General features: G+C 69.1%; 18 protein-coding genes and 1 riboswitch. Of the genes, 13 read left to right on the top strand and 5 right to left on the bottom strand.

Going from position 1 to position 22,332, the window contains the following annotated elements; genetic code table 11:
• Positions 1 to 132: 132 nt before the first annotated feature.
• A complete protein-coding gene (locus ABZ877_RS13160) occupies positions 133 to 3,258 on the top strand; it encodes an efflux RND transporter permease subunit (protein ID WP_361068996.1) in 3,126 nt (1,041 codons plus the stop codon).
• Positions 3,259 to 3,301: 43 nt separating this feature from the next.
• Here ABZ877_RS13160 and nadA read toward each other — a convergent pair whose 3' ends face one another.
• Entirely contained in the window at positions 3,302 to 4,507 is a 1,206-nt protein-coding gene (gene nadA / locus ABZ877_RS13155) for a quinolinate synthase NadA (protein WP_361068993.1), read from the bottom strand.
• A 250-nt stretch (positions 4,508 to 4,757) separates the two neighbouring features.
• Between nadA and ABZ877_RS13150 the strand changes: the two genes are divergently transcribed.
• A complete protein-coding gene (locus ABZ877_RS13150) occupies positions 4,758 to 5,114 on the top strand; it encodes an iron-sulfur cluster assembly accessory protein (RefSeq protein ID WP_361068990.1) in 357 nt (118 codons plus the stop codon).
• Between the two features lie 72 nt (positions 5,115 to 5,186).
• Here ABZ877_RS13150 and ABZ877_RS13145 read toward each other — a convergent pair whose 3' ends face one another.
• Entirely contained in the window at positions 5,187 to 6,689 is a 1,503-nt protein-coding gene (locus tag ABZ877_RS13145) for a hypothetical protein (protein WP_361068987.1), read from the bottom strand.
• A gap of 124 nt (positions 6,690 to 6,813) precedes the next feature.
• On the bottom strand, positions 6,814 to 7,023 hold the full coding sequence (locus tag ABZ877_RS13140; protein ID WP_361068984.1) for a hypothetical protein: 210 nt from the start codon (positions 7,021 to 7,023) through the stop codon (positions 6,814 to 6,816).
• A 133-nt stretch (positions 7,024 to 7,156) separates the two neighbouring features.
• On the opposite strand from ABZ877_RS13140, the gene ABZ877_RS13135 reads away from it, so the two are divergent.
• Complete coding sequence (locus tag ABZ877_RS13135; RefSeq protein WP_361068982.1) at positions 7,157 to 8,131, top strand: carbohydrate kinase family protein; 975 nt, start codon at positions 7,157 to 7,159, stop codon at positions 8,129 to 8,131.
• Positions 8,132 to 8,256: 125 nt separating this feature from the next.
• On the opposite strand, the gene ABZ877_RS13130 is transcribed toward ABZ877_RS13135, so the two are convergent.
• Positions 8,257 to 9,639 (bottom strand): aminotransferase class V-fold PLP-dependent enzyme, encoded by a 1,383-nt coding sequence (locus ABZ877_RS13130; protein ID WP_361068979.1) that lies wholly within the window; start codon positions 9,637 to 9,639, stop codon positions 8,257 to 8,259.
• Between the two features lie 319 nt (positions 9,640 to 9,958).
• On the opposite strand from ABZ877_RS13130, the gene coxB reads away from it, so the two are divergent.
• The 4 genes from coxB (at position 9,959) to ABZ877_RS13110 (ending at position 14,438) form a co-directional block, all read left to right on the top strand.
• Positions 9,959 to 10,918, top strand: a complete 960-nt coding sequence (gene coxB / locus ABZ877_RS13125) for a cytochrome c oxidase subunit II (protein WP_361068976.1) — start codon at positions 9,959 to 9,961, stop codon at positions 10,916 to 10,918.
• Entirely contained in the window at positions 10,915 to 12,651 is a 1,737-nt protein-coding gene (gene ctaD / locus ABZ877_RS13120; RefSeq protein WP_361068973.1) for a cytochrome c oxidase subunit I, read from the top strand. The genes coxB and ctaD overlap by 4 nt, the downstream gene beginning before the upstream one ends.
• The gene (locus ABZ877_RS13115; protein ID WP_361068970.1) at positions 12,648 to 13,046 is read left to right on the top strand and encodes a cytochrome c oxidase subunit 4; all 399 of its coding nucleotides are present in this window, start codon (positions 12,648 to 12,650) and stop codon (positions 13,044 to 13,046) included. The genes ctaD and ABZ877_RS13115 overlap by 4 nt, the downstream gene beginning before the upstream one ends.
• A 138-nt stretch (positions 13,047 to 13,184) precedes the next feature.
• Entirely contained in the window at positions 13,185 to 14,438 is a 1,254-nt protein-coding gene (locus ABZ877_RS13110; RefSeq protein ID WP_361068967.1) for an Ig-like domain-containing protein, read from the top strand.
• 30 nt (positions 14,439 to 14,468) lie between these two features.
• Here ABZ877_RS13110 and ABZ877_RS13105 read toward each other — a convergent pair whose 3' ends face one another.
• Entirely contained in the window at positions 14,469 to 14,870 is a 402-nt protein-coding gene (locus ABZ877_RS13105; protein ID WP_361068964.1) for a hypothetical protein, read from the bottom strand.
• A 174-nt stretch (positions 14,871 to 15,044) separates the two neighbouring features.
• Between ABZ877_RS13105 and ABZ877_RS13100 the strand changes: the two genes are divergently transcribed.
• The 6 genes from ABZ877_RS13100 to ABZ877_RS13075 all read left to right on the top strand — a co-directional run bounded on the left by ABZ877_RS13100 (position 15,045) and on the right by ABZ877_RS13075 (position 22,263).
• Complete coding sequence (locus ABZ877_RS13100) at positions 15,045 to 15,665, top strand: heme-copper oxidase subunit III (RefSeq protein WP_361068962.1); 621 nt, start codon at positions 15,045 to 15,047, stop codon at positions 15,663 to 15,665.
• An 82-nt stretch (positions 15,666 to 15,747) separates the two neighbouring features.
• Positions 15,748 to 16,557 (top strand): c-type cytochrome, encoded by an 810-nt coding sequence (locus ABZ877_RS13095; protein WP_361068959.1) that lies wholly within the window; start codon positions 15,748 to 15,750, stop codon positions 16,555 to 16,557.
• The gene (locus ABZ877_RS13090; RefSeq protein ID WP_361068956.1) at positions 16,554 to 17,606 is read left to right on the top strand and encodes a Rieske 2Fe-2S domain-containing protein; all 1,053 of its coding nucleotides are present in this window, start codon (positions 16,554 to 16,556) and stop codon (positions 17,604 to 17,606) included. The genes ABZ877_RS13095 and ABZ877_RS13090 overlap by 4 nt, the downstream gene beginning before the upstream one ends.
• Complete coding sequence (locus tag ABZ877_RS13085) at positions 17,603 to 19,240, top strand: cytochrome bc complex cytochrome b subunit (protein ID WP_361068953.1); 1,638 nt, start codon at positions 17,603 to 17,605, stop codon at positions 19,238 to 19,240. Before ABZ877_RS13090 ends, ABZ877_RS13085 begins: the two co-directional genes overlap by 4 nt.
• 119 nt (positions 19,241 to 19,359) lie before the next feature.
• Complete coding sequence (gene trpD, locus ABZ877_RS13080; RefSeq protein WP_361068950.1) at positions 19,360 to 20,424, top strand: anthranilate phosphoribosyltransferase; 1,065 nt, start codon at positions 19,360 to 19,362, stop codon at positions 20,422 to 20,424.
• 96 nt (positions 20,425 to 20,520) lie between these two features.
• Positions 20,521 to 20,638, top strand: a riboswitch (SAM riboswitch).
• 233 nt (positions 20,639 to 20,871) lie between these two features.
• Positions 20,872 to 22,263, top strand: a complete 1,392-nt coding sequence (locus ABZ877_RS13075; protein WP_361068947.1) for an aminotransferase class V-fold PLP-dependent enzyme — start codon at positions 20,872 to 20,874, stop codon at positions 22,261 to 22,263.
• The last annotated feature ends 69 nt before the right edge of the window (positions 22,264 to 22,332 follow it).

Genomic DNA, 22,332 nt, shown 5'->3' with positions numbered 1-22,332 from the left:
CGCCGCGTAAGAACGGCACCTGGGAGCGACGCATCGGGTCACTCCTGTGGCTGAGGGTGTAGGCGGGCCCGTGCGCATGTCCGCGCCACGGGCCGTCATCCACCGCTCAACCCCCCTGGAGAAGTCCGCCCCATGTCCTGGCTGTCGAGATTCAGCCTCGCTCAACGTGCCCTGATCGGGCTGGTGTCCCTCATCGCGCTCGTCTTCGGCGCGATAGCGATCCCCCAGCTCAAGCAGCAGTTGCTCCCCACCATCGAACTGCCCATGGTCTCCGTCCTGGCCCCGTACCAGGGCGCGTCCCCCGACGTGGTGGAGAAGCAGGTCGTCGAGCCGCTGGAAGACTCCATCGACACCGTCGACGGGATCACCGGCATCACCTCCACGGCCTCCGAGGGCAACGCGGTGGTGATGGCCCAGTTCGACTACGGCAGCGCGAGCGACTCCAAGCAGCTCGTCGCCGACGTCCAGCAGGCCGTCAACCGGGCCCGCGCGCAACTGCCCGACGACGTCGACCCGCAGGTCGTCGCCGGTTCCACCGACGACATCCCGACCGTCGTGCTCGCCGTCACCTCCGACAAGGACCAGCAGGCCCTCGCCGACCAGCTCGACAAGACCGTCGTCCCGGCGCTCAAGGACATCGAGGGCGTCGGCCAGGTCAACGTCGACGGCGTCCGCGACCTCCAGGTCGATGTCACGCCCGACGACAAGAAGATGGCGGCGGCCGGGATCACCGTCCAGACGCTCAGCCAGTCCCTCCAGGCCGGTGGCGCCACACTTCCCGCCGGTTCCTTCGCCGAGGACGGCAAGAACCGTACGGTCCAGGTCGGCGGCGGCTTCACCTCGCTCAAGGAGATCGAGGACCTCATGGTCACCGGTCAGGGCGTGAAGAAGCCCGTACGCCTCGCCGACATCGCGACGGTCAAGCAGGAGCAGTCCACGGCGGACTCGATCACCCGTACCGACGGCCGCCCCAGCCTCGCCGTCGCCGTCACGATGGACCACGACGGCTCCGCCGTCACCATCTCCGACGCGGTGCACGACAAGCTCGACGACCTGCGCAAGGACCTCGGCTCCGGCGCCGAGCTGACCGTCGTCAGCGACCAGGGCCCGGCCGTCTCCAAGTCCATCTCGGGCCTGACCACCGAGGGCGCGCTCGGCCTGCTCTTCGCGGTCATCGTCATCCTGGTCTTCCTGGCGTCGGTGCGCTCCACCCTCGTCACCGCGGTCTCCATCCCGCTGTCGGTCGTCCTCGCGCTGATCGTCCTGTGGACCCGCGACCTCTCGCTCAACATGCTCACGCTCGGCGCGCTGACCATCGCGATCGGCCGCGTCGTCGACGACTCGATCGTCGTCCTGGAGAACATCAAGCGCCACCTCGGCTACGGCGAGGAGCGCCAGGAGGCCATCCTCAAGGCGGTCCGCGAGGTGGCGGGCGCGGTGACGTCCTCGACGCTGACGACAGTGGCCGTCTTCCTCCCCATCGGCCTGGTCGGCGGCATGGTCGGCGAGCTGTTCGGCTCCTTCTCCCTGACGGTGACGGCGGCGCTGCTCGCCTCCCTCCTCGTCTCGCTGACCGTCGTCCCGGTCCTCTCCTACTGGTTCCTGCGCCCGCCCAAGGCGATCCAGGGCATCGACCCGGAGGAGGCCCGCCGCAAGGCCGAGGAGAAGGAGGCCCGCTCCCGGCTCCAGCGGATCTACGTCCCGGTCCTGCGCTTCGCGACGCGCCGCCGCGTCACCAGCCTGCTCATCGCCGTCGTCGTCCTGATCGGCACGTTCGGCATGGCGCCGCTGCTGAAGACGAACTTCTTCGACCAGGGCGAGCAGGAAGTCCTCTCCATCAAGCAGGAGCTGAAGCCCGGCACCAGCCTCGCCGCGACCGACGCCGCCGCGCAGAAGGTCGAGAAGGTGCTCCGCTCCCTCGACGACATCAAGGACTACCAGGTCACCGTCGGCTCGTCCGGCTTCATGGCGGCCTTCGGCGGCGGCACCGACACCAACCAGGCGTCGTACCAGGTCACGCTCAAGGACAAGGCGTCGTACGAGGACACCCAGGACCGCATCGAGCGCGAGCTCGGCAAGCTGTCCGGCATCGGCACGACGCGGATCTCCGCCGGTGACGGCTTCGGCAGCCAGGACCTCAGCGTCGTCGTGAAGGCCGCCGACGGCTCGGTGCTCAGCAAGGCGTCCGAGCAGGTCCGCAAGGCCGTCGCCTCGATCGACGACGTCACCGACGTCTCCAGCGACCTGTCGCAGTCGGTGCCGCGCATCTCGGTCCGCGCCAACGACAAGGCGGCAGCGGCCGGGTTCAACGACACGACGCTCGGTGCCGCCGTCGCCCAGGCAGTGCGCGGCACCACCAGCGGCAAGGCGATCCTCGACGACACCGAGCGCGACATCGTCGTGAAGTCGGCGAAGCCGGCGACGACGATGGACGAGCTGAAGAAGCTGCCGATGGGTCCGGGCGGTGTGACGCTCGGCGACATCGCCACGGTGAAGCTGGTCGACGGTCCGGTCTCCATGACCCGTATCGACGGCGCCCGCGCCGCCACCATCACGGCCAAGCCGACCGGGGACAACACGGGCGCGGTCAGCACCGACCTCCAGAAGAAGATCGACAAGCTGGACCTGCCGGAAGGCGCGACGGCCTCCATCGGCGGTGTCACCTCCGACCAGGACGACGCCTTCAAGAACCTGGGCCTCGCGATGCTCGCGGCCATCGCGATCGTCTTCATGCTGCTCGTCGCCACGTTCCGGTCGCTGGCCCAGCCGCTGATCCTGCTGGTCTCCATCCCGTTCGCGGCGACCGGCGCGATCGGTCTTCTGGTCGTCACCGGTACGGCGATGGGTGTGCCCGCGATGATCGGCATGCTGATGCTCATCGGCATCGTCGTCACCAACGCGATCGTGCTCATCGACCTCATCAACCAGTACCGGGCCCAGGGGCTCGGTGTGGTCGAGGCCGTGGTCGAGGGAGGCCGTCACCGTCTCCGCCCGATCCTGATGACCGCCCTCGCGACGATCTTCGCCCTTCTCCCGATGGCGCTCGGGATCACGGGTGAAGGCGGCTTCATCGCGCAGCCGCTCGCGGTGGTCGTGATCGGCGGCCTGATCACCTCGACGCTGCTGACGCTTCTCCTGGTGCCGACGCTGTACGCGATGCTCGAGCTCCGCAAGGAGCGCCGGGCCACCAAGCGCGCCGCGAAGGGTGAAACCCCGACCCAGCCGAACGCCCCGGAGTCGGAGCGGGCCGGGGTCTGACCCCCTAGGGGCGCGGGTTCCCCGCGCCCCTGGCGGGGCTGGACTACGGCAGGGCCAGCATGCGCTCGAGCGCCAGCTTCGCGAACTGTTCCGTTTCGCGGTCGACCTCGATGCGGTTGACCAGGCGGCCCTCGGCGAGGGACTCCAGGGCCCACACCAGGTGCGGCAGGTCGATCCGGTTCATGGTCGAGCAGAAGCAGACCGTCTTGTCGAGGAAGACGATCTCCTTGCCCTCGGGGGCGAACCGGTTGGCGAGCCGCCGTACGAGGTTCAGCTCGGTCCCGATGGCCCACTTGGACCCGGCCGGCGCGGCTTCGAGCGCCTTGATGATGTACTCGGTGGACCCGACGTAGTCCGCCGCGGCCACGACCTCGTGCTTGCACTCGGGGTGGACCAGGACATTGACACCCGGTATGCGCTCACGCACGTCGTTGACCGACTCCAGCGAGAACCGCCCGTGCACGGAGCAGTGCCCCCGCCAGAGGATCATCTTGGCGGCGCGCAGCTCCTCCACGGTCAGGCCACCGCCCGGCTTGTGCGGGTTGTAGACCACGCAGTCGTCGAGCGACATGCCGAGATCCCGCACGGCGGTGTTGCGCCCGAGGTGCTGGTCGGGCAGGAAGAGCACCTTCTCACCCTGCTCGAACGCCCAGTTCAGAGCCCGCTCGGCATTCGAGGACGTGCAGATCGTGCCGCCGTGCTTGCCGGTGAACGCCTTGATGTCGGCGGAGGAGTTCATGTAGGAGACGGGCACGACCTGCTCGGCGATCCCCGCGTCGGTCAGCACGTCCCAGCACTCGGCGACCTGTTCGGCGGTGGCCATATCGGCCATGGAGCATCCGGCGGCGAGGTCTGGCAGGACGACCCTCTGGTCGTCGCCGGTGAGGATGTCGGCGGACTCGGCCATGAAGTGCACACCGCAGAAGACGATGTACTCGGCTTCGGGCCGCGCGGCGGCGTCCCGGGCCAGCTTGAAGGAGTCGCCGGTGACGTCCGCGAACTGGATGACCTCGTCGCGCTGGTAGTGGTGCCCGAGCACGAACACCTTGTCGCCGAGCTTCTCCTTGGCCGCGCGGGCCCGCTCCACCAGGTCGGGGTCGGAGGGGGAGGGAAGGTCGCCGGGGCAGTCGACGCCGCGCTCGCTCGCGGCGTCGGCTTCGCGGCCGAGCAGCAGCAGCGCCAGCGGCGTGGGCGAAACGTCCAGGTCGACGACTGCCTGGGGGGTCTGGGCCGTGGTCACGTCACGCACCCTTTCTTGTCTGCAGAACGCGGTTCTCGTCAAATTGACGCTATCTATCATATCTGCTTCACGTCAGTTTGACGATGGCGATGTCGTCAGTGTGACCCAAACCGCCTCGGCCGCCCCGTGCCCGCTCCGCCGCGGGTGTGCGAGCATGAAAGAAGAAGCGCGAAACGTCCCGACGATCCGGAATGGATCCGGGCCTTTGCCGGTTGCAATGGTCGGCAAGCAGTCTCCGTACAACCCGGGAGAGATGTAGATGTCCGTATCGGACGAGACCACCACCGTCAGCGACGGCATCATCCTCAGCGACAACGCCGCGGCGAAGGTCAAGGCGCTGCTGGAGCAGGAAGGCCGCGAGGACCTGGCTCTGCGGGTGGCCGTTCAGCCCGGCGGCTGCTCCGGCCTGCGCTACCAGCTCTTCTTCGACGAGCGCTCGCTCGACGGTGACGTCGTGAAGGACTTCGGCGGCGTCAAGGTCGTCACCGACCGCATGTCCGCCCCGTACCTGGGCGGCGCCTCCATCGACTTCGTCGACACCATCGAGAAGCAGGGCTTCACGATCGACAACCCGAACGCCACGGGCTCCTGCGCCTGCGGCGACTCGTTCAGCTGAGCCGAGCCGCGCGAGCGGTGAGCACGGCGGAGGGCGGTCACCCCGAGTGGGGTGACCGCCCTCCGCCATGTCTCAGTCCCGGGGCGCCGGAGTGGTCCCGCCCGGCCCGTTCTTCTCCGCGAGCGGCACGGCCCCGCCGTCGGCCCGTACGACCTCCCGGTCACCCAGCGGCGCGTCGAGCTTCACCGGCAGCGTGTAGAACTTCGCCATCTCGACGCAGACGGTGCCCTTCTTCTCGGTCGACGTGACCCGCACGGTGACCTCGTCGCCGGACTCCTCGGCGGTCGCCGCGTACTTCGCGCACACGCCCCCGGAGAAGTGCAGCGTCAGCGTCCGCCCGTCGTCGCGGTACCCCTGCACCCGTACGTCACCGGTCTTCTTCCCTGTGCCGGTGGACGCGGACGGGGACGGCGGGGTGGAGGCGCTCGGCGCCGCCAGGAACTTCGGCTCGACCGCCGGATGCGTCACCGTGAACGGCTTCGCCTGCCCGGCCGGCTCCACCTGGAACAGCCAGGACGGCACCAGCGCCTGCCTGCCCTCGACGTAGTGCGCGGCGAGCCCGAACGTGGCCTTCGTGACCTCGACCGTCGTGGACGCGGGCGGCCTCGGCGACGACGGGTCGCACCCCGCGCCCTGCACGCCCTGGCCCGGCTCGGCCGAGGCCCCGTCGAGCGGCGCCGCGCTCGCGCACCCGCCGATCGAGGCGCGGTCGCCCGCCGCCGGGCTGTTCAGCCGGTCGATCGTCTCCTTGGCGCCGATCGTCGGGTACGTGGCGCCCTTCACCGGCGCCTTCACCTGCCCGCTGCCGCCGCTCACCTGTCCGTCCGGGCCGATCTGGATCCCGGTCGACCAGCCGTACGTGGGCAGCCCGCCGATCACCTGGTCGGCGTTCACCACGCGGGTGGCGCCCATGAGCTGCGTCGCGTCGAGCTTGGCGTCGTCCTCGCCGAGCGCCTTCAGGACCGGGGCCGCGCTCTTCCTGGCCTCGGCCTCGCTCACCGCGTCCTTCTGGCTGCCGCCGGTCGCGGGGTCCGCGCACTTCGTCCCGCCCGCGCACTTGTTCCCGGCCGAGGGCGCGTACCGGGCGTACGTCCAGGTCCCGGGCGCCTCCCGGTTCACCTGGAGCGACGGCCCCGAACCGTCCTTCGCCGGGCCCAACCGCCAGGCGCCGTCCTTCAGTTCGGGCGTGCCATCGACGCCGAGGGCCTTGGCGAGCGCGGCCACCTCGGCGGCCGTCACCTGCCCCTCGGCCCGGTAGACCGGAGCCTCGCCGGGCCCCTTGGGAAGATCGCCGGACGCCCGGTACCGCGTGCCGTTGGGGTCGGGCTCACCCGGCGCGATTCCGTTCGTCGTCCCCGGCTCGCCGCCCTGTGCGTACCCGTCCAGGGCGAGCGGCGGGGGAGTGCCGTCGCCGCCGACGCCGTCGGTACGGGGCTCGCCGCCACCGCCCGACGTGTTCTGCGCCGCCAGGTACGCGCCGCCGCCCCCTGCGAGCAGCACAGCCGCCGCGACCGAGGCGACCGCCAGCGTGCGCCGCCGCGGGTGCCGATCCTGCGTCTGCTCTTCGGTGCTCACCGCATCGCTCCTTCACCTGTCGCGTCGTATCCCGTATCCCCTCGATGCGGGAGAGCGAAAGGGGACAGCGATGGGACGTGACAGGGGAGCGCGCGGTTCCCTCCCGCGCGCCCGGAAGCCGCGCTCAGTCGCCGAAGTCCGCCATCGCGTCGATGAGCCGCGCCGACTCCGCGGGCACATGCACCCCGTGGATGCCGGACGCCCCGACCGCCCGCACCGCCCTTTCCGTCTCCCAGGGGGCCCGCGGCAGCACCCAGTGCGGCACCATCCGCGCACAGTCGCCGCGCAGCGCTTCGAGCCCGTCCTTGGTCATGAAAGACACGTCGTAGGTCATATCCGCACCGTAGACACGCCAGGTCCCACGAAAAAAGCCCTACTATCGGGTAGTTTCCGCACTTCAGAGCAGCGCGTTCGACCCGATAGCGTGAACCGTCAACCCCTCTCTCCTCAGGAAGCGTGACCTCGCCGTGCGAATCGCAGTCACCGGCTCCATCGCCACCGACCACCTGATGACCTTCCCCGGCCGTTTCGCCGACCAACTCGTCGCGGACCAGTTGCACACGGTCTCCCTCTCCTTCCTCGTCGACAACCTCGACGTCCGCCGGGGCGGCGTCGGCGCCAACATCGCCTTCGGCATGGGCCAGCTCGGCACCGGCCCGATCCTGGTCGGCGCGGCGGGCTCCGACTTCGACGAGTACCGCGCCTGGCTGGACCGGCACGGCGTGGACACCCACTCCGTCCGCATCTCCGAGACCCTGCACACGGCCCGCTTCGTCTGCACCACGGACGCCGACCACAACCAGATCGGCTCCTTCTACACGGGCGCGATGAGCGAGGCCCGCCTCATCGAGCTGAAGACCGTCGCCGACCGCGTCGGCGGCCTCGACCTGGTGCTCATCGGCGCGGACGACCCGGAGGGGATGACCCGCCACACCGAGGAGTGCCGCGCCCGGAACATCCCGTTCGCCGCCGACTTCTCCCAGCAGATCGCCCGCATGGACGGCGACGAGATCCGCCGCCTCCTCGACGGCGCCACGTACCTCTTCTCCAACGAGTACGAGAAGGGGCTCATCGAGTCCAAGACCGGCTGGACCGACGCGGAGATCCTGGGGCGGGTCGGGCACCGGGTCACCACGCTCGGCGCGCGGGGTGTCCGCATCGAGCGGGTCGGTGAGGAGCCGATCGAGGTGGGCTGCCCGGAGGAGGAGGCGAAGGTCGACCCGACGGGTGTCGGCGACGCGTTCCGGGCCGGTTTCCTCTCGGGGCTCGTCTGGGGCGTCTCCCTGGAGCGGGCGGCTCAGGTCGGCTGCATGCTCGCCACCCTCGTCATCGAGACCCTGGGCACGCAGGAGTACGCCCTGCGCAGGGCGCCCTTCATGGACCGCTTCCGCAAGGCGTACGGCGACGCTGCCGCTGAGCAAGTCGAGTCGTACCTCGGCTGAGGCCCCGCCAGGGGCGCGGGGAACTGCGCGACCAGCCACGACGAAAGCCGCAGACGCGTCTGCTCATGCACCGAGCAGACGCGTCCGCGGCTTCGCCGTGGCTGAGCGCGCAGTTCCCCGCGCCCCTATTGGCCTCTCCGCACCTCATAGGTGACGGCACCCTCGGGCCCCGGCGACGACGCCCCGACATACTCGTGGCCCTGCGTGAAGCACCAGGCAGGAATATCAACGGCGGCGACCTCGTCATCGGCGATCACCGTGACCGTTCCGCCCACCCTGACCTCCCCGATCGCCCGGGCCAGCTCGATCACGGGGCGCGGGCAGACCATGCCCACCGCGTCGACGGTCACCGCCTCGGCCGAGCCTCCCGACGGGGCGACGAACACCCCGAGCCTCTCGCGGACGCCCCGCACGACTCCCGGCAGGACGTCCAGGAACCGCTCGACCTCCGCCTCCTCGACCCCGAGCGGCAGCGACACCCGTACATTGCCCTCGCTCACCACGCCCATCGCCCGCAGCACGTGGCTGGGCGTCAGCGTGCTGCTCGTGCAGGACGACCCCGAGGACACCGAGAACCCGGCCCGGTCCAGCTCGTGCAGCACCGTCTCCCCGTCGACATAGAGACACGAGAACGTCAGCAGGTGCGGCAGCCTCCGCACCGGATCACCGACGACCTCCACGTCCGGCACGAGCTCGGGCACCCGCGCCCTGATCCGGTCCGTCAGCTCCCGCAGCCGCGCCGCCTCCCCGGCCGCCTCGGCGCGCACCGCCCGCAGCGAGGCGGCGGCGGCCACGATGCCCGGAATGTTCTCGAACCCGGCGGCACGCCCGGACTCCCGCTCATCGTCAGGTCCTTGCGGCGCGAACCGCACCCCTTTTCGAACCACAAGGAGCCCCACCCCGGCCGGGCCGCCCCACTTATGGGCACTCCCGGCCAGCAGCGACCAGCCGCCCTCCACCGGACCCCACGCCAAGGACTGCGCCGCGTCCACGAACAGCGGCACCCCCGCCGCCCGGCACACCTCGGCCACCTCGGCGACCGGCTGCACCGTCCCCACCTCGTGATTGGCCGACTGGAGACAGGCGAGAGCGGTATCGGCACGCAGGGCATCGGCATACGACGAGACGGACACCGCGCCCTCCCGCCCGACCCCCACCTCGGTCACCGAACCACCGGCTACTTCATGCGCCGCCGCTGAATGGAGTACCGCCGAGTGCTCCACCGCCGAGACCACGAGGTGCCGCCCGACGCGCCGCCGCCCGGCGAGCGCACCGGCGACCCCCTCGTGCACGGCCCGCGTCCCCGACGAGGTGAACACCAGCTCATCGGCCCGGCACCCCACCGCCTCGGCGGCCGCCTCCCGCGCGGCATCGAGGAGAAGGCGCGCCTTTCGCCCTTCCCTGTACAACCGGGACGGATCAGCCCACCCTTCGTCGAGCGACGCCTGAAGCGCCTGCCGAGCAACAGGATGAAGGGGAGCGGAAGAAGCCACATCGAAATACGCCACGCCGCCAAACTTAAGTCGCCGCCCAGGGGCGCGGGGAACTGCGCGAGCAACCACGACGCTCCCGCAGCCGCCACCCCACGTCACGTCCCACCCCGAAGGGCGCCCCAACCCCCCGTCAGAAACGCCCGACAGCCCCGATTCCCACCCTTCGGAGTGACCCGCGGCGCGTTAGGCACCCTCCCCGCGCGACCCCAAATAGCGTCCAGTAGGGTTTGGTCCGCATAAACATCCAAACCCCTGCCCGTGTGCCAGGGCGGCGAGCGACCAGCGAGACGGCCGTAGCCAACCAGCGCGGGCGAGACTCTCGGGAAGGCGCTACGTGAGTCCCAACGGCTCCGACCGCTCGTCGCGGCGCCCGATGCGGCGGAAGCTGCCGCAGGTGCTGACTGCGGGCCTGATCCTGGTAACCGCTACCGGTTGCACATACAAGGACTTCCCCCGTCTTGGTATGCCCACCCCGGTGACGGAGGAGGCCCCAAGGATCCTCTCCCTCTGGCAGGGCTCGTGGGCGGCTGCGCTCGCCACGGGCGTGCTGGTGTGGGGTCTGATCCTGTGGAGCGTCATCTTCCACCGGCGTAGCCGCACCAAGATCGAGGTTCCGACGCAGACGCGGTACAACATGCCGCTCGAGGCCCTGTACACGGTCGTTCCTCTGATCATCGTGTCGGTCCTCTTCTACTTCACCGCGCGCGACGAGTCGAAGCTGCTCCAGCTCGACGACAAGCCGGCGCACACCGTCAACGTGGTCGGCTACCAGTGGAGCTGGGGCTTCAACTACGTCGAGGACGTGCCGGGCGTCAAGGGTGACGCGAAGACCTCCAAGGAGCTCTCCGCCATCCCGCAGCGCTATAAGGACGACTTCCCGGCCAACGCCGGCGGCGTCTACGAGGTGGGTACCCCGGGTACGCGGAACCCGCAGACCAACAACCCCGGCCCGACCCTCTGGCTCCCCAAGGGGGAGAAGGTCCGGTTCGTCCTCACTTCGCGTGACGTGATCCACTCCTTCTGGGTGGTGCCGTTCCTCATGAAGCAGGACGTCATCCCGGGCCACACCAACGCGTTCGAGGTGACCCCCAACAAGGAGGGGACCTTCCTGGGCAAGTGCGCCGAGCTCTGCGGCGTCGACCACTCCCGGATGCTCTTCAACGTGAAGGTCGTCTCTCCTGAGCGCTACGAGCAGCACCTCAAGGACCTTGCCAAGAAGGGGCAGACCGGTTACGTCCCGTCTGGCATCGCCCAGACGGAACACGAGAAGAACCGGGAGACGAACAACCTGTGAGCATCCTCAACGATCCCAAGGGTGCCGCGGCAGCTGACGACTCGTACGAGAAGGAGCTGCCGGCTCGGCCCAAGAGCCCCGGCGCCACCGTGATCAAGTGGCTGACCACCACTGACCACAAGACGATCGGCACGCTGTACCTGGTCACGTCGTTCGCGTTCTTCTGCATCGGCGGTCTGCTCGCGCTCTTCATGCGCGCCGAACTGGCCCGTCCCGGCACGCAGATCATGTCGAACGAGCAGTTCAACCAGGCGTTCACGATGCACGGCACGATCATGCTGCTGATGTTCGCGACCCCGCTGTTCGCGGGTTTCGCGAACTGGATCATGCCGCTGCAGATCGGCGCCCCCGACGTCGCGTTCCCGCGGCTGAACATGTTCGCCTACTGGCTGTACCTGTTCGGCTCGCTGATCGCGGTCGTCGGCTTCCTCACCCCGCAGGGCGCGGCCGACTTCGGCTGGTTCGCCTACTCCCCGCTGTCGGACGCCGTCCGCTCGCCGGGTGTCGGCGCCGACATGTGGATCATGGGTCTGGCCTTCTCCGGCTTCGGCACGATCCTCGGTTCGGTCAACTTCATCACCACGATCATCTGCATGCGCGCCCCCGGCATGACGATGTTCCGCATGCCGATCTTCACGTGGAACGTGCTGCTCACCGGTGTGCTCGTCCTGCTGGCCTTCCCGGTGCTCGCCGCCGCGCTGTTCGCCCTGGAGGCGGACCGCAAGTTCGGTGCGCATGTGTTCGATGCCGCTAACGGCGGCGCGCTCCTGTGGCAACACCTCTTCTGGTTCTTCGGCCATCCAGAGGTGTACATCATCGCGTTGCCGTTCTTCGGAATCATCTCCGAGGTCATCCCGGTGTTCTCCCGCAAGCCGATGTTCGGCTACTCGGGCCTCATCGGCGCGACGATCGCCATCGCCGGTCTCTCCGTGACCGTGTGGGCGCACCACATGTACGTCACCGGTGGCGTGCTGCTCCCGTTCTTCTCCTTCATGACGTTCCTCATCGCCGTACCGACCGGCGTGAAGTTCTTCAACTGGATCGGAACGATGTGGAAGGGCTCGCTGTCCTTCGAGACACCGATGCTCTGGGCGATCGGCTTCCTGATCACCTTCACCTTCGGTGGCCTCACCGGCGTGATCCTGGCGGCCCCGCCGCTGGACTTCCACATCTCGGACTCGTACTTCGTGGTGGCGCACTTCCACTACGTGGTGTTCGGCACCGTCGTCTTCGCGATGTTCTCCGGCTTCCACTTCTGGTGGCCGAAGTTCACCGGCAAGATGCTCGACGAGCGGCTCGGCAAGATCACGTTCTGGACGCTGTTCATCGGCTTCCACGGCACCTTCCTCGTCCAGCACTGGCTGGGTGTCGAGGGCATGCCGCGCCGGTACGCGGACTACCTCGCGGCCGACGGCTTCACCGCGCTGAACACGATCTCGACGATCTCCTCGTTCGTCCTCGGCCTGTCGATCCTGCCGTTCCTCTACAACGTCTGGAAGACCGCCAAGTACGGCAAGAAGATCGAGGTCGACGACCCGTGGGGCTACGGCCGTTCGCTGGAGTGGGCGACGTCCTGCCCGCCGCCGCGCCACAACTTCCTCACCCTGCCGCGCATCCGCTCGGAATCGCCGGCGTTCGACCTGCATCACCCTGAGATCGCGGCCCTGGACCAGCTGGAGAACTCCGGCCACGGTGACAAGGCGCTGGCTGGCAGCAAGGAGGCCGGCAAGTGAAGGTCCAAGGCAAGATGTTCATCTGGCTGAGCCTCTTCGTCCTGATCATGGCCGCTGTGTACGGCGTGTGGTCGAAGGAGCCGGCCGGTACGACGGCGCTCTTCCTGGCGTTCGGCCTGTGCATCATGATCGGCTACTACCTGGCCTTCACGGCCCGGCGGGTCGACACCGGTGCGCAGGACAACAAGGAGGCCGACGTCGCGGACGACGCCGGTGAGGTGGGCTTCTTCAGCCCGCACTCCTGGCAGCCGCTCTCCCTGGCCGTCGGTGGCGCGCTCGCCTTCATGGGCGTCGTCTTCGGCTGGTGGCTGCTGTACTTCTCGGCCCCGATCATCCTGTTCGGCCTGTGGGGCTGGGTCTTCGAGTACTACCGCGGCGAGAACCGGACGCAGTGACACCGCGTTCCTGAACTCCGTCGCGTGAAGGGCCCGGACACTCCTGAGGGAGGGTCCGGGCCCTTCGGCGTGTCGCGGCGTGCCCCGAGCGGCGCACTTCGGCGCGCCGGACGGGCCGAACCTTCTTACCGTGACCGTATGGACGACTCACCGCGCATCCGTACGGTTCTCGGCTGCACCCTGCTGGTGGCCGCACTCGGTGCGGGCGGCACGGCCTGCAGCGGCTCCGGCCACCCGCTCTCCGCCAAGCCGTACGACGCGGCGGGCCAGATCGCCTTCAACGGCCCGAGGACCGGCCACAAGGCGGATCCGGACAAGCCCCTGGAAGTCACCGCACAGGGCGACGAGGGGCGCATCACCGACGTGACCGCCACGGACGCCGTGGGGCGCTACGTGGCGGGCGAACTCTCCGCCGACGGCCGCAGGTGGCACACCACCTCCCCGCTGGCCGCAGACGCCCAGTACACGGTCCGCGTCAGCACCGAGGACGAGGACGGCGCGCCGGGCCGCAAGGTGCTGACGTTCGAGACGGGCAGCCCGAGCGGCGACAAGGCGCTCAAGGTGCGGTTCGGGCCCGAGGGCGGCACGTACGGCGTCGGGCAGCCCCTCACGGCCACGCTCAACAAGGCCGTCAAGGACGACACGTCCCGCGCCATCGTCGAACGCGCGCTGCGGGTGGAGTCCAGGCCGGCGGCCGACGGCGGCTCCTGGTACTGGGTGGACAGCAAGACGCTGCACTACCGCCCGAAGGAGTACTGGCCCGCCCACGCCACCATCACGGCCCGCAGCAACCTCAAGGGCGTGAAGATCACCGACACCCTGCGGGGCGGCGCGAGCAGACCGCTCACCATCACCACCGGCGACCGCATCGAGGCGATCACCGACGCGGGCGCGCACTCCATGACGGTCTACCGCAACGGCAAGGTCATCAACGAGATCCCGGTCACCACCGGCAAGGCGGGCTTCGAGACCCGCAACGGCGTCAAGGTGGTGCTCGGCAAGGAGTACTTCGTACGGATGCGCGGCACCAGCATCGGTATCGCCGAGGGCAGTTCGGACTCGTACGACCTGCCCGTGTACTACGCCACCCGGGTGACCTGGAGCGGTGAGTACGTGCACGCCGCGCCCTGGTCCGTCGGGTCGCAGGGCGCCGCCAACGTCAGCCACGGCTGCACCGGCATGAGCACCTCCAACGCCGCCTGGTTCTTCAAGACCGTGCGCGAGGGCGACATCGTCAAGGTCGTGAACAGCTACGGCCAGGAGATGGACCCGTTCGGCAACGGCTTCGGCGACTGGAACCTGAGCTGGCGCAAGTGGCGCGAGGGCAGCGCCCTCACGCCCGAGGGCAAGACCGACCCGGCCGTCCAGGCCCGGCTCAGCCCCGAGGTCTGAACCGGCGCGCCCGCGGGCCCGCCGCCCGGCTCAGGCGCTGACGGCCTTCCGGGAGCGGAGCAGACCGGCCAGGGCGCCCGCGAACTCGACCGGGTCCACCGGCAGCGTCACCGCGGCCTCGGCACGGCTCCACGTGGCGAGCCAGGCGTCCTGCGGGCGGCCGATCAGGAGCAGCACGGGCGGGCAGTCGAAGACCTCGTCCTTGATCTGCCGGCACACGCCCATGCCGCCCGCCGGCACCGCCTCGCCGTCCAGGACGCAGACGTCGATGCCGCCCCGGTCGAGCTCCTTGAGGACCGCGGGGAGCGTCGCGCACTCGACGAACCGCACCTCGGGGGCGTCCGCCGCGGGCCTGCGGCCGGTCGCGAGCCGTACCTGCTCCCGCGTGTTGGCGTCGTCGCTGTAGACCAGAACCGTCGCGGTCGCCTGCATCGTTCCTCCGAGACATCGGTGTCCTAGGGGCGTACTGGCGCGGAGCCTACCCCTCCCGACAGCCCGTCAACACCGGTTCGTACACCCTCCCGATGGGCCATACGGGCTGGACACACCCCTCAGACACTCCGAACGGCACCCCCCGGAGTGAGGGCGAGATAAGCGACCGACATAATGTCGGTCGTGGCGACAGCAACGACAGTAGAAACCGGGCACGCGCACCCGTCGGTCAATCGACCGAACCTCACCAGCGTCGGAACCATCATCTGGCTGAGTTCCGAGCTGATGTTCTTCGCGGCCCTCTTCGCGATGTACTTCACCCTGCGATCGGTGACGGGACCGGAGCACTGGAAGGAAATGGCCGAGAGCCTGAACCTTCCGTTCTCGGCGACGAACACCACGATCCTGGTGCTTTCCTCCCTGACCTGTCAGCTCGGCGTGTTCGCCGCCGAGCGCGGGGACGTGAAGAAGCTCAGAATGTGGTTCATCGTCACCTTCATCATGGGTGCGATCTTCATCGGCGGTCAGGTGTTCGAGTACACCGAGCTGGTCAAGAAGGACGGGCTCTCGCTCTCCTCCGACCCGTACGGCTCGGTCTTCTACCTGACCACCGGCTTCCACGGCCTCCACGTGACAGGCGGTCTCATCGCCTTCCTGTTCGTCCTCGGCAGGACGTACGCGGCCAGGAGGTTCACCCATGAGCAGGCGACCGCCGCCATCGTCGTGTCCTACTACTGGCACTTCGTGGACGTCGTCTGGATCGGCCTCTTCGCCACGATCTACCTGATCAAGTAGTTCGAAGATCACAGCATCGGGCGCAGAAACCCGACACATTCCCGCAGCACCGACGCAGAAGATCCTGACACCGGGGTAATCCGTGAAAAAGCTCTCCGCACGACGACGCCATCCGCTGGCGGCGGTCGTCGTCCTACTCCTCGCGCTGGCGGCCACCGGGGGGCTGTACGCCGCGTTCGCGCCCGCGAGCAAGGCGCAGGCCGATGAAACCGCCCAGTCCCTCGCCATCGACGAGGGCAAGAAGCTCTACTCCGTCGGCTGTGCAAGCTGCCACGGAACCGGCGGTCAGGGCACCACCGACGGCCCGAGCCTGGTGGGTGTCGGCTCCGCCGCCGTCGACTTCCAGGTCGGTACCGGCCGTATGCCGGCCCAGCAGCCGGGCGCTCAGATCCCGCGCAAGAAGGTCATCTACTCGCAGGCCGAGATCGACCAGCTCGCGGCCTACATCGCCTCGCTGGGCGCCGGCCCGGTCAAGCCGTCCGCGAAGGACTACAGCCCGGAAGGCGCGGACATCGCCAAGGGCGGCGAACTGTTCCGCACCAACTGCGCGCAGTGCCACAACTTCACCGGTGAGGGCGGCGCCCTGACCCACGGCAAGTTCGCGCCGAACCTCGGGGACGTCTCGCCGAAGCACATCTACGAGGCCATGCAGACCGGCCCGCAGAACATGCCGTCCTTCCCGGACACGACGATGACCAAGCAGAACAAGAAGGACATCATCGCGTACCTCGACGCGGTCAACGGCGACAAGTCGGAGACCCCCGGCGGCCTCAAGCTGGGCGGGCTCGGCCCGGTCAGTGAGGGTCTGTTCGCCTGGATCTTCGGTCTCGGCGCCCTCATCGCCGTCGCCATCTGGGTCGCCGCTCGGACCGCAAAGGCCAAGAAGTCATGAGTAGCCAAGACATTCCAGAAGAGAACCTGCCCACCGAGCAGGAGACCGGGCACGGCTCGGTAGCGGTGAAGGACGACCCCTTCGCCGACCCGGGGCTGCCGGAGCACGAGCACCGGATCCAGGACATCGACGAGCGGGCCGCCAAGCGGTCCGAGCGCGTCGTGGCGATGCTGTTCACGATCTCGATGCTGGCCACCGTCGGCTTCATCGCCTCGTACGTCACCATCGACGTCGACAAGATCGTCTACATCTTCCCGCTCGGGCACATCAGCGCGCTCAACTTCGCGCTGGGCCTGACCCTCGGTGTGGCGCTGTTCTGCATCGGCGCGGGCGCGGTCCACTGGGCCCGCACCCTGATGTCCGACGTCGAGGTCGCCTCCGAGCGTCACCCGATCGAGGCCGAGCCCGCGGTCAAGGCGCAGGTCCTCCAGGACTTCGCCGACGGCGCGCGCGAGTCGCAGTTCGGCCGCCGCAAGCTGATCCGCAACACCCTGTTCGGCGCCCTCGCCCTGGTGCCGCTCTCCGGTGTCGTCCTCCTTCGTGACCTCGGCCCGCTGCCGGAGACGAAGCTGCGGCACACGGCGTGGAAGAAGGGCAAGAAGCTCGTCAACATGAACACGAACGAGCCGCTCCGTGCCTCGGACATCACGGTCGGCTCGCTCACCTTCGCCAAGCCCGAGGGCGTGGAGGAGCACGACGAGGACTTCCAGCAGGTGATGGGCAAGGCCGCGCTGATGCTCGTCCGGATCCAGCCGGAGAACATCAAGGACAAGCGCGAGCTCGAGTGGTCCCACGAGGGCGTTGTCGCGTACTCGAAGATCTGCACCCACGTGGGCTGCCCGATCTCCCTGTACGAGCAGCAGACGCACCACGTGCTCTGCCCGTGCCACCAGTCCACCTTCGACCTCTCCGACGGTGCGCGGGTGATCTTCGGCCCCGCCGGTCACGCACTGCCGCAGTTGCACATCGACGTCGATGACGAGGGCTACCTCGTGGCGCAGGGCGACTTCGCTGAGCCCGTCGGTCCTGCCTTCTGGGAGCGCGGATGAGTACTACGACAAGCAACGACGCGCCTTCCCGCGGGAAGGCACCGGCCGGCGAGCGCGTCGCCGACTGGGCGGACGGACGCCTCGGGATCTACTCCCTGGCCAAGTCCAACATGCGCAAGATCTTCCCGGACCACTGGTCCTTCATGCTCGGTGAGATCTGCCTCTACAGCTTCATCATCATCATCCTCACGGGTGTGTACCTGACGCTGTTCTTCCACCCGTCCATGAACGAGGTGACGTACCACGGCAGCTATGTCCCGCTCCAGGGGCAGCTGATGTCGGAGGCGTTCAACTCGACCATGCACATCTCCTTCGATGTGCGCGGTGGTCTGCTGATCCGGCAGATCCACCACTGGGCGGCGCTGATCTTCCTCGCCGGCATGTTCGTGCACATGATGCGCGTGTTCTTCACGGGCGCGTTCCGCAAGCCGCGTGAGGTTAACTGGCTGTTCGGCTTCCTGCTGTTCGTCCTCGGCATGTTCACCGGCTTCACCGGCTACTCGCTCCCGGACGACCTGCTCTCCGGCACCGGTGTCCGCTTCATGGAGGGCGCGGTCCTGTCCGTGCCGATCGTCGGCACGTACCTGTCGTTCTTCCTCTTCGGCGGTGAGTTCCCGGGCGGCGACTTCGTCGCGCGGTTCTACTCGGTCCACATCCTGCTGCTGCCGGGCATCATGCTCGGCCTGCTGGTGGCCCACCTGATCCTGGTCTTCTACCACAAGCACACGCAGTTCGCGGGTGCCGGAAAGACCGAGAAGAACGTCGTCGGCATGCCGCTGCTCCCGGTCTACATGGCCAAGGCGGGTGGCTTCTTCTTCCTCGTCTTCGGTGTCATCGCGGCCATCGCGGCGATCGCCTCGATCAACCCGATCTGGGCCATCGGCCCGTACCGGGTCGACCAGGTCTCCACCGGCGCCCAGCCCGACTGGTACATGGGCTTCTCCGAGGGCCTGATCCGCACGATGCCGGGCTGGGAGATCAACCTGTGGGGTCACACCCTCGTCCTGGGTGTGTTCGTCCCGCTGGTCATCTTCCCGCTGGTCCTGGTCGCGATCGCGGTCTACCCGTTCATCGAGTCCTGGGTCACCGGCGACAAGCGCGAGCACCACATCCTGGACCGCCCGCGCAACGTCCCGACGCGTACGGCGTTCGGTGCCGCGTGGATCTCCTGGTACTTCGTCCTGCTCATCGGTGGTGGCAACGACCTGTTCGCCACGCACTTCCACCTCTCGATCAACGCGATCACCTGGTTCGTCCGCGTCGGCTTCTTCGTCGTACCGGTGATCACGTTCATCATCACCAAGCGGATCTGCCTCGGCCTCCAGCGCCGCGACAAGGACAAGGTGCTGCACGGGCGCGAGTCCGGCATCATCAAGCGCCTGCCGCACGGTGAGTTCATCGAGGTGCACGAGCCGCTCGACCAGGAGTCGCTGCACGCGCTCACCGCGCACGAGCAGTACAAGCCGCTCGAACTCGGCCCCGAGGTCGACGAGAACGGCGTGGAGCGCAAGCAGTCGCGTCTGCAGAAGACCCGCGCCAAGCTGTCGAAGGGCTTCTACGGGGAGAACAACCAGATCCCCAAGCCCACCGCAGAGGAGTACAAGGAGATCACCAGCGGCCACGGCCACCACTGATCCCTGAACTGTCCGCCACGGCAGGAGCCCTCGTCCAGGCACTGGACGGGGGCTCTTTGCCGTCCCCGACGGTGGATAAGGTGGAGCCGCGTAACCCCACTGACACAACTGGAGCGGCCATGAGCGCTTTGCACCCCGCTGGAGGCGACACCGCGGCGGGCCGTTCCTGGCCCGCCGTGCTCAACGGCCTCCTGGAGGGCCGCGACCAGAGCGCCGACGACACCGCCTGGGCGATGGACCGCATCATGCGGGGCGAGGCGACCGAGGCGCAGATCGCCGGGTTCGTGGTGGCGCTGCGCGCCAAGGGCGAGACCGTCGAGGAGATCTCCGGCCTCGTCCGGGCGATGTACGAGCACGCCAACACGATCGAGGTGCCGGGGGAGACCGTCGACATCGTCGGCACCGGCGGCGACGGCGCCAAGACGGTGAACATCTCCACGATGTCCGCCATCGTCATCGCCGGTACGGGCGTCAAGGTCGTCAAGCACGGCAACCGCGCCGCCTCCTCGGCCTCGGGCGCCTCCGACGTCCTGGAGAAGCTCGGCGTCAATCTGGAGCTGACGCCCGCGCGGGTCCCGCAGATCGCGGAGGAAGCCGGGATCACGTTCTGCTTCGCCGTGAAGTTCCACCCGGCGCTGCGGTACGCGGGCGCCGCGCGCGGCCAGCTCGGCATCCGCACCGTCTTCAACCTCCTCGGCCCGCTGACCAACCCGGCCCGCGTGCGCGCCCAGGCCGTCGGGGTCGCCGACGCCCGCATGGCGCCCGTCGTCGCCGGTGTCTTCGCCGAGCGCGGCAACTCCTCCCTGGTCTTCCGCGGCGACGACGGCCTCGACGAGCTGACGACCACCGCGACCTCCCGCGTCTGGATCGTCCGCGACGGCACCGTGCGCGAGGAGGCCTTCGACCCGCGCGACGTGGGCCTCGACCTGGTCCCGGTGGAGGCGCTGCGCGGCGCGGACGCCTCCTACAACGCGGAGGTCGCCCGGCGGCTCCTCGACGGGGAGCGCGGCCCGGTCCGCGACGCCGTGCTCCTCAACTCGGCCGCCGCCCTCGTCGCCGTACGCCCCGGCACGGGCACGCTCGCCGAGCAACTGCGGGCCGGCATGGACCGCGCCGCCGAGTCCATCGACTCGGGCGCGGCGAAGGCGACCCTGGAGCGCTGGGTGAAGGCCACCAACCGCTGACGCGGTACATGTGTGACGCAGAGCGCAGTCCGATCCGTCTCAGGAACCGGACTGCGCTCTTGCCGTATCAGGAACGTATGGCAAGATGCTTTCCAAGGTCATGAGTGACAGCGTGATCGGCCCCGGCCGGCTGTCCGGCAACCCTCCGTCCGTGGCGGGGTGCCCCGGGTGAAGACCAGGCCGCGAGCAGCAAGGCTCGCGGCAAGCGCGGACCCCTCGCGAACTCTCCAGGGGTCCTGGGTCGTTTGAGGGAGCAGTCTCGTGAGCAAGCGAATGTGCTAGGGCCGGTCGGCCCCTTCTCCAGTACCACCATCACCCTCCGCGTGAGCGCGCCCGCGCCCCGCGTCGAGGTCAACACCCGTACGTAGCAGCTCTGTTGATGACGGCTGCCGTGCGGGCTCGTACGCCACTTCGCCACGCCCTGACTTGTCCTGCCGGGAGACAGCCATGTCCGCTCACACCACCGCCACCGTGTCCGCCGAGTCCGCCGTCGAGTCCGCCGACCCCGCCTGCGGCGCGCCGCTGCCCGTGCTCGGCCGCGATGTGACGGTGCCGCTCGTCACCGGCGGCGAGGTGACCTACGCCGCCCTCGACTACGCCGCCAGCGCGCCCGCCCTCCAGCGCGTCTGGGACGACGTCGCCGCCTACGCCCCCTACTACGGCAGCGTCCACCGCGGCGCCGGCTACCTCTCCCAGCTCTCCACCGACCTCTTCGAGAACGCGCGGGCCACGGTCGCCGAGTTCCTCGGCTGCCGCGCCGACGACCAGGTCGTCTTCACCCGCTCCACCACCGACTCCCTCAACCTGCTCGCCGCCGCGCTGCCCGCCGACTGCCAGGTGTTCGTCTTCGAGACCGAGCACCACGCGTCGCTGCTGCCCTGGCGCGACGCCCGCGTGACCTATCTGAACGCGCCCCGCACCCCCGCCCAGGCCGTCGACACCCTGGAGCGCGCCCTCGCCGAGCGCGACCCCCACGGCCCGGCCCTCGTCTGCGTCACCGGTGCCTCCAACGTCACCGGTGAACTCTGGCCGGTGCGCGAGCTGGCGGCGGCCGCTCACGCGCACGGTGCCCGCATCGTGCTCGACGCCGCCCAGCTCGCGCCCCACCACCCCGTCTCCGTCCAGGAGTTGGACGTCGACTGGATCGCCTTCTCCGGGCACAAGCTGTACGCGCCCTTCGGCTCGGGCGTGCTCGCCGGACGCGCCGACTGGCTGCGCGCGGCCGAGCCGTACCTCGCCGGGGGCGGCGCCTCCCGCAAGGTCGCCCGGCGCGTCGACGGCGGCGTGGACGTCGAGTGGCACGACAGCGCGGCCCGCCACGAGGCCGGTTCGCCGAACGTCATCGGCGTCTACTCCATCGCCTCCGCCTGCAAGGCGCTGACCGAGGCCGGGTTCGACACCCTCGTCGCCCGCGAGCAGCACCTGATCCGCAAGGTGCGTGCCGGGCTCGCCGAGGTGCCCGAGGTGAAGGTGCTCTCCCTGTTCGGGGACGACGCCCCCCGCGTCGGTGTCCTGTCCTTCGTGGTCGAGGGCTGGAACTCCTCGCACTTCGCCGCGGCGCTCTCCGCGGAGTACGGGATCGGGGTGCGGGACGGCCTCTTCTGCGCCCACCCCCTCGTACGGACGCTGCTCGGCTCGGACCCGCAGACGCAGGGCGAGTGCGGTGCGCCCGAGGCGGCGCCGGGGGAGAAGTCGCTGAACGCGATCCGGGTCAGCTTCGGCGCGGGCACCCCCGACGAGCACGTAGACCGTTTCATCGGGGCCGTGAAGGAACTGGTCCGCGATGGAGCCAAGTGGACCTACCGCACGGAACAGGGCCGCTGCGTCCCAGCCGCCTAGGGGCGCGGGGAACTGCGCGCGCAACCCACGAAAAGCCGCGGACGCGTCTGCTCATGCACCGAGCAGACG

It is taken from the genome of Streptomyces sp. NPDC046939 (assembly GCF_040644575.1).
In the GTDB taxonomy this organism is placed as follows: Bacteria; Actinomycetota; Actinomycetes; order Streptomycetales; family Streptomycetaceae; genus Streptomyces.
Note: the sequence above shows the minus strand (reverse complement) of the source record. Positions and strands in the feature narration are given on the sequence as shown.

Coding starts and splice junctions, on each gene's coding strand:
- ABZ877_RS13160 (WP_361068996.1), top strand. CDS start 133: ATGTCCTGGCTGTCGAGATTCAGCCTCGCTCAACGTGCCCTGATCGGG.
- ABZ877_RS13150 (WP_361068990.1), top strand. CDS start 4,758: ATGTCCGTATCGGACGAGACCACCACCGTCAGCGACGGCATCATCCTC.
- ABZ877_RS13140 (WP_361068984.1), bottom strand. CDS start 7,023: ATGACCTACGACGTGTCTTTCATGACCAAGGACGGGCTCGAAGCGCTG.
- ABZ877_RS13110 (WP_361068967.1), top strand. CDS start 13,185: ATGGACGACTCACCGCGCATCCGTACGGTTCTCGGCTGCACCCTGCTG.
- ABZ877_RS13105 (WP_361068964.1), bottom strand. CDS start 14,870: ATGCAGGCGACCGCGACGGTTCTGGTCTACAGCGACGACGCCAACACG.
- ABZ877_RS13100 (WP_361068962.1), top strand. CDS start 15,045: ATGTCGGTCGTGGCGACAGCAACGACAGTAGAAACCGGGCACGCGCAC.
- ABZ877_RS13090 (WP_361068956.1), top strand. CDS start 16,554: ATGAGTAGCCAAGACATTCCAGAAGAGAACCTGCCCACCGAGCAGGAG.
- ABZ877_RS13085 (WP_361068953.1), top strand. CDS start 17,603: ATGAGTACTACGACAAGCAACGACGCGCCTTCCCGCGGGAAGGCACCG.
- trpD (WP_361068950.1), top strand. CDS start 19,360: ATGAGCGCTTTGCACCCCGCTGGAGGCGACACCGCGGCGGGCCGTTCC.
- ABZ877_RS13075 (WP_361068947.1), top strand. CDS start 20,872: ATGTCCGCTCACACCACCGCCACCGTGTCCGCCGAGTCCGCCGTCGAG.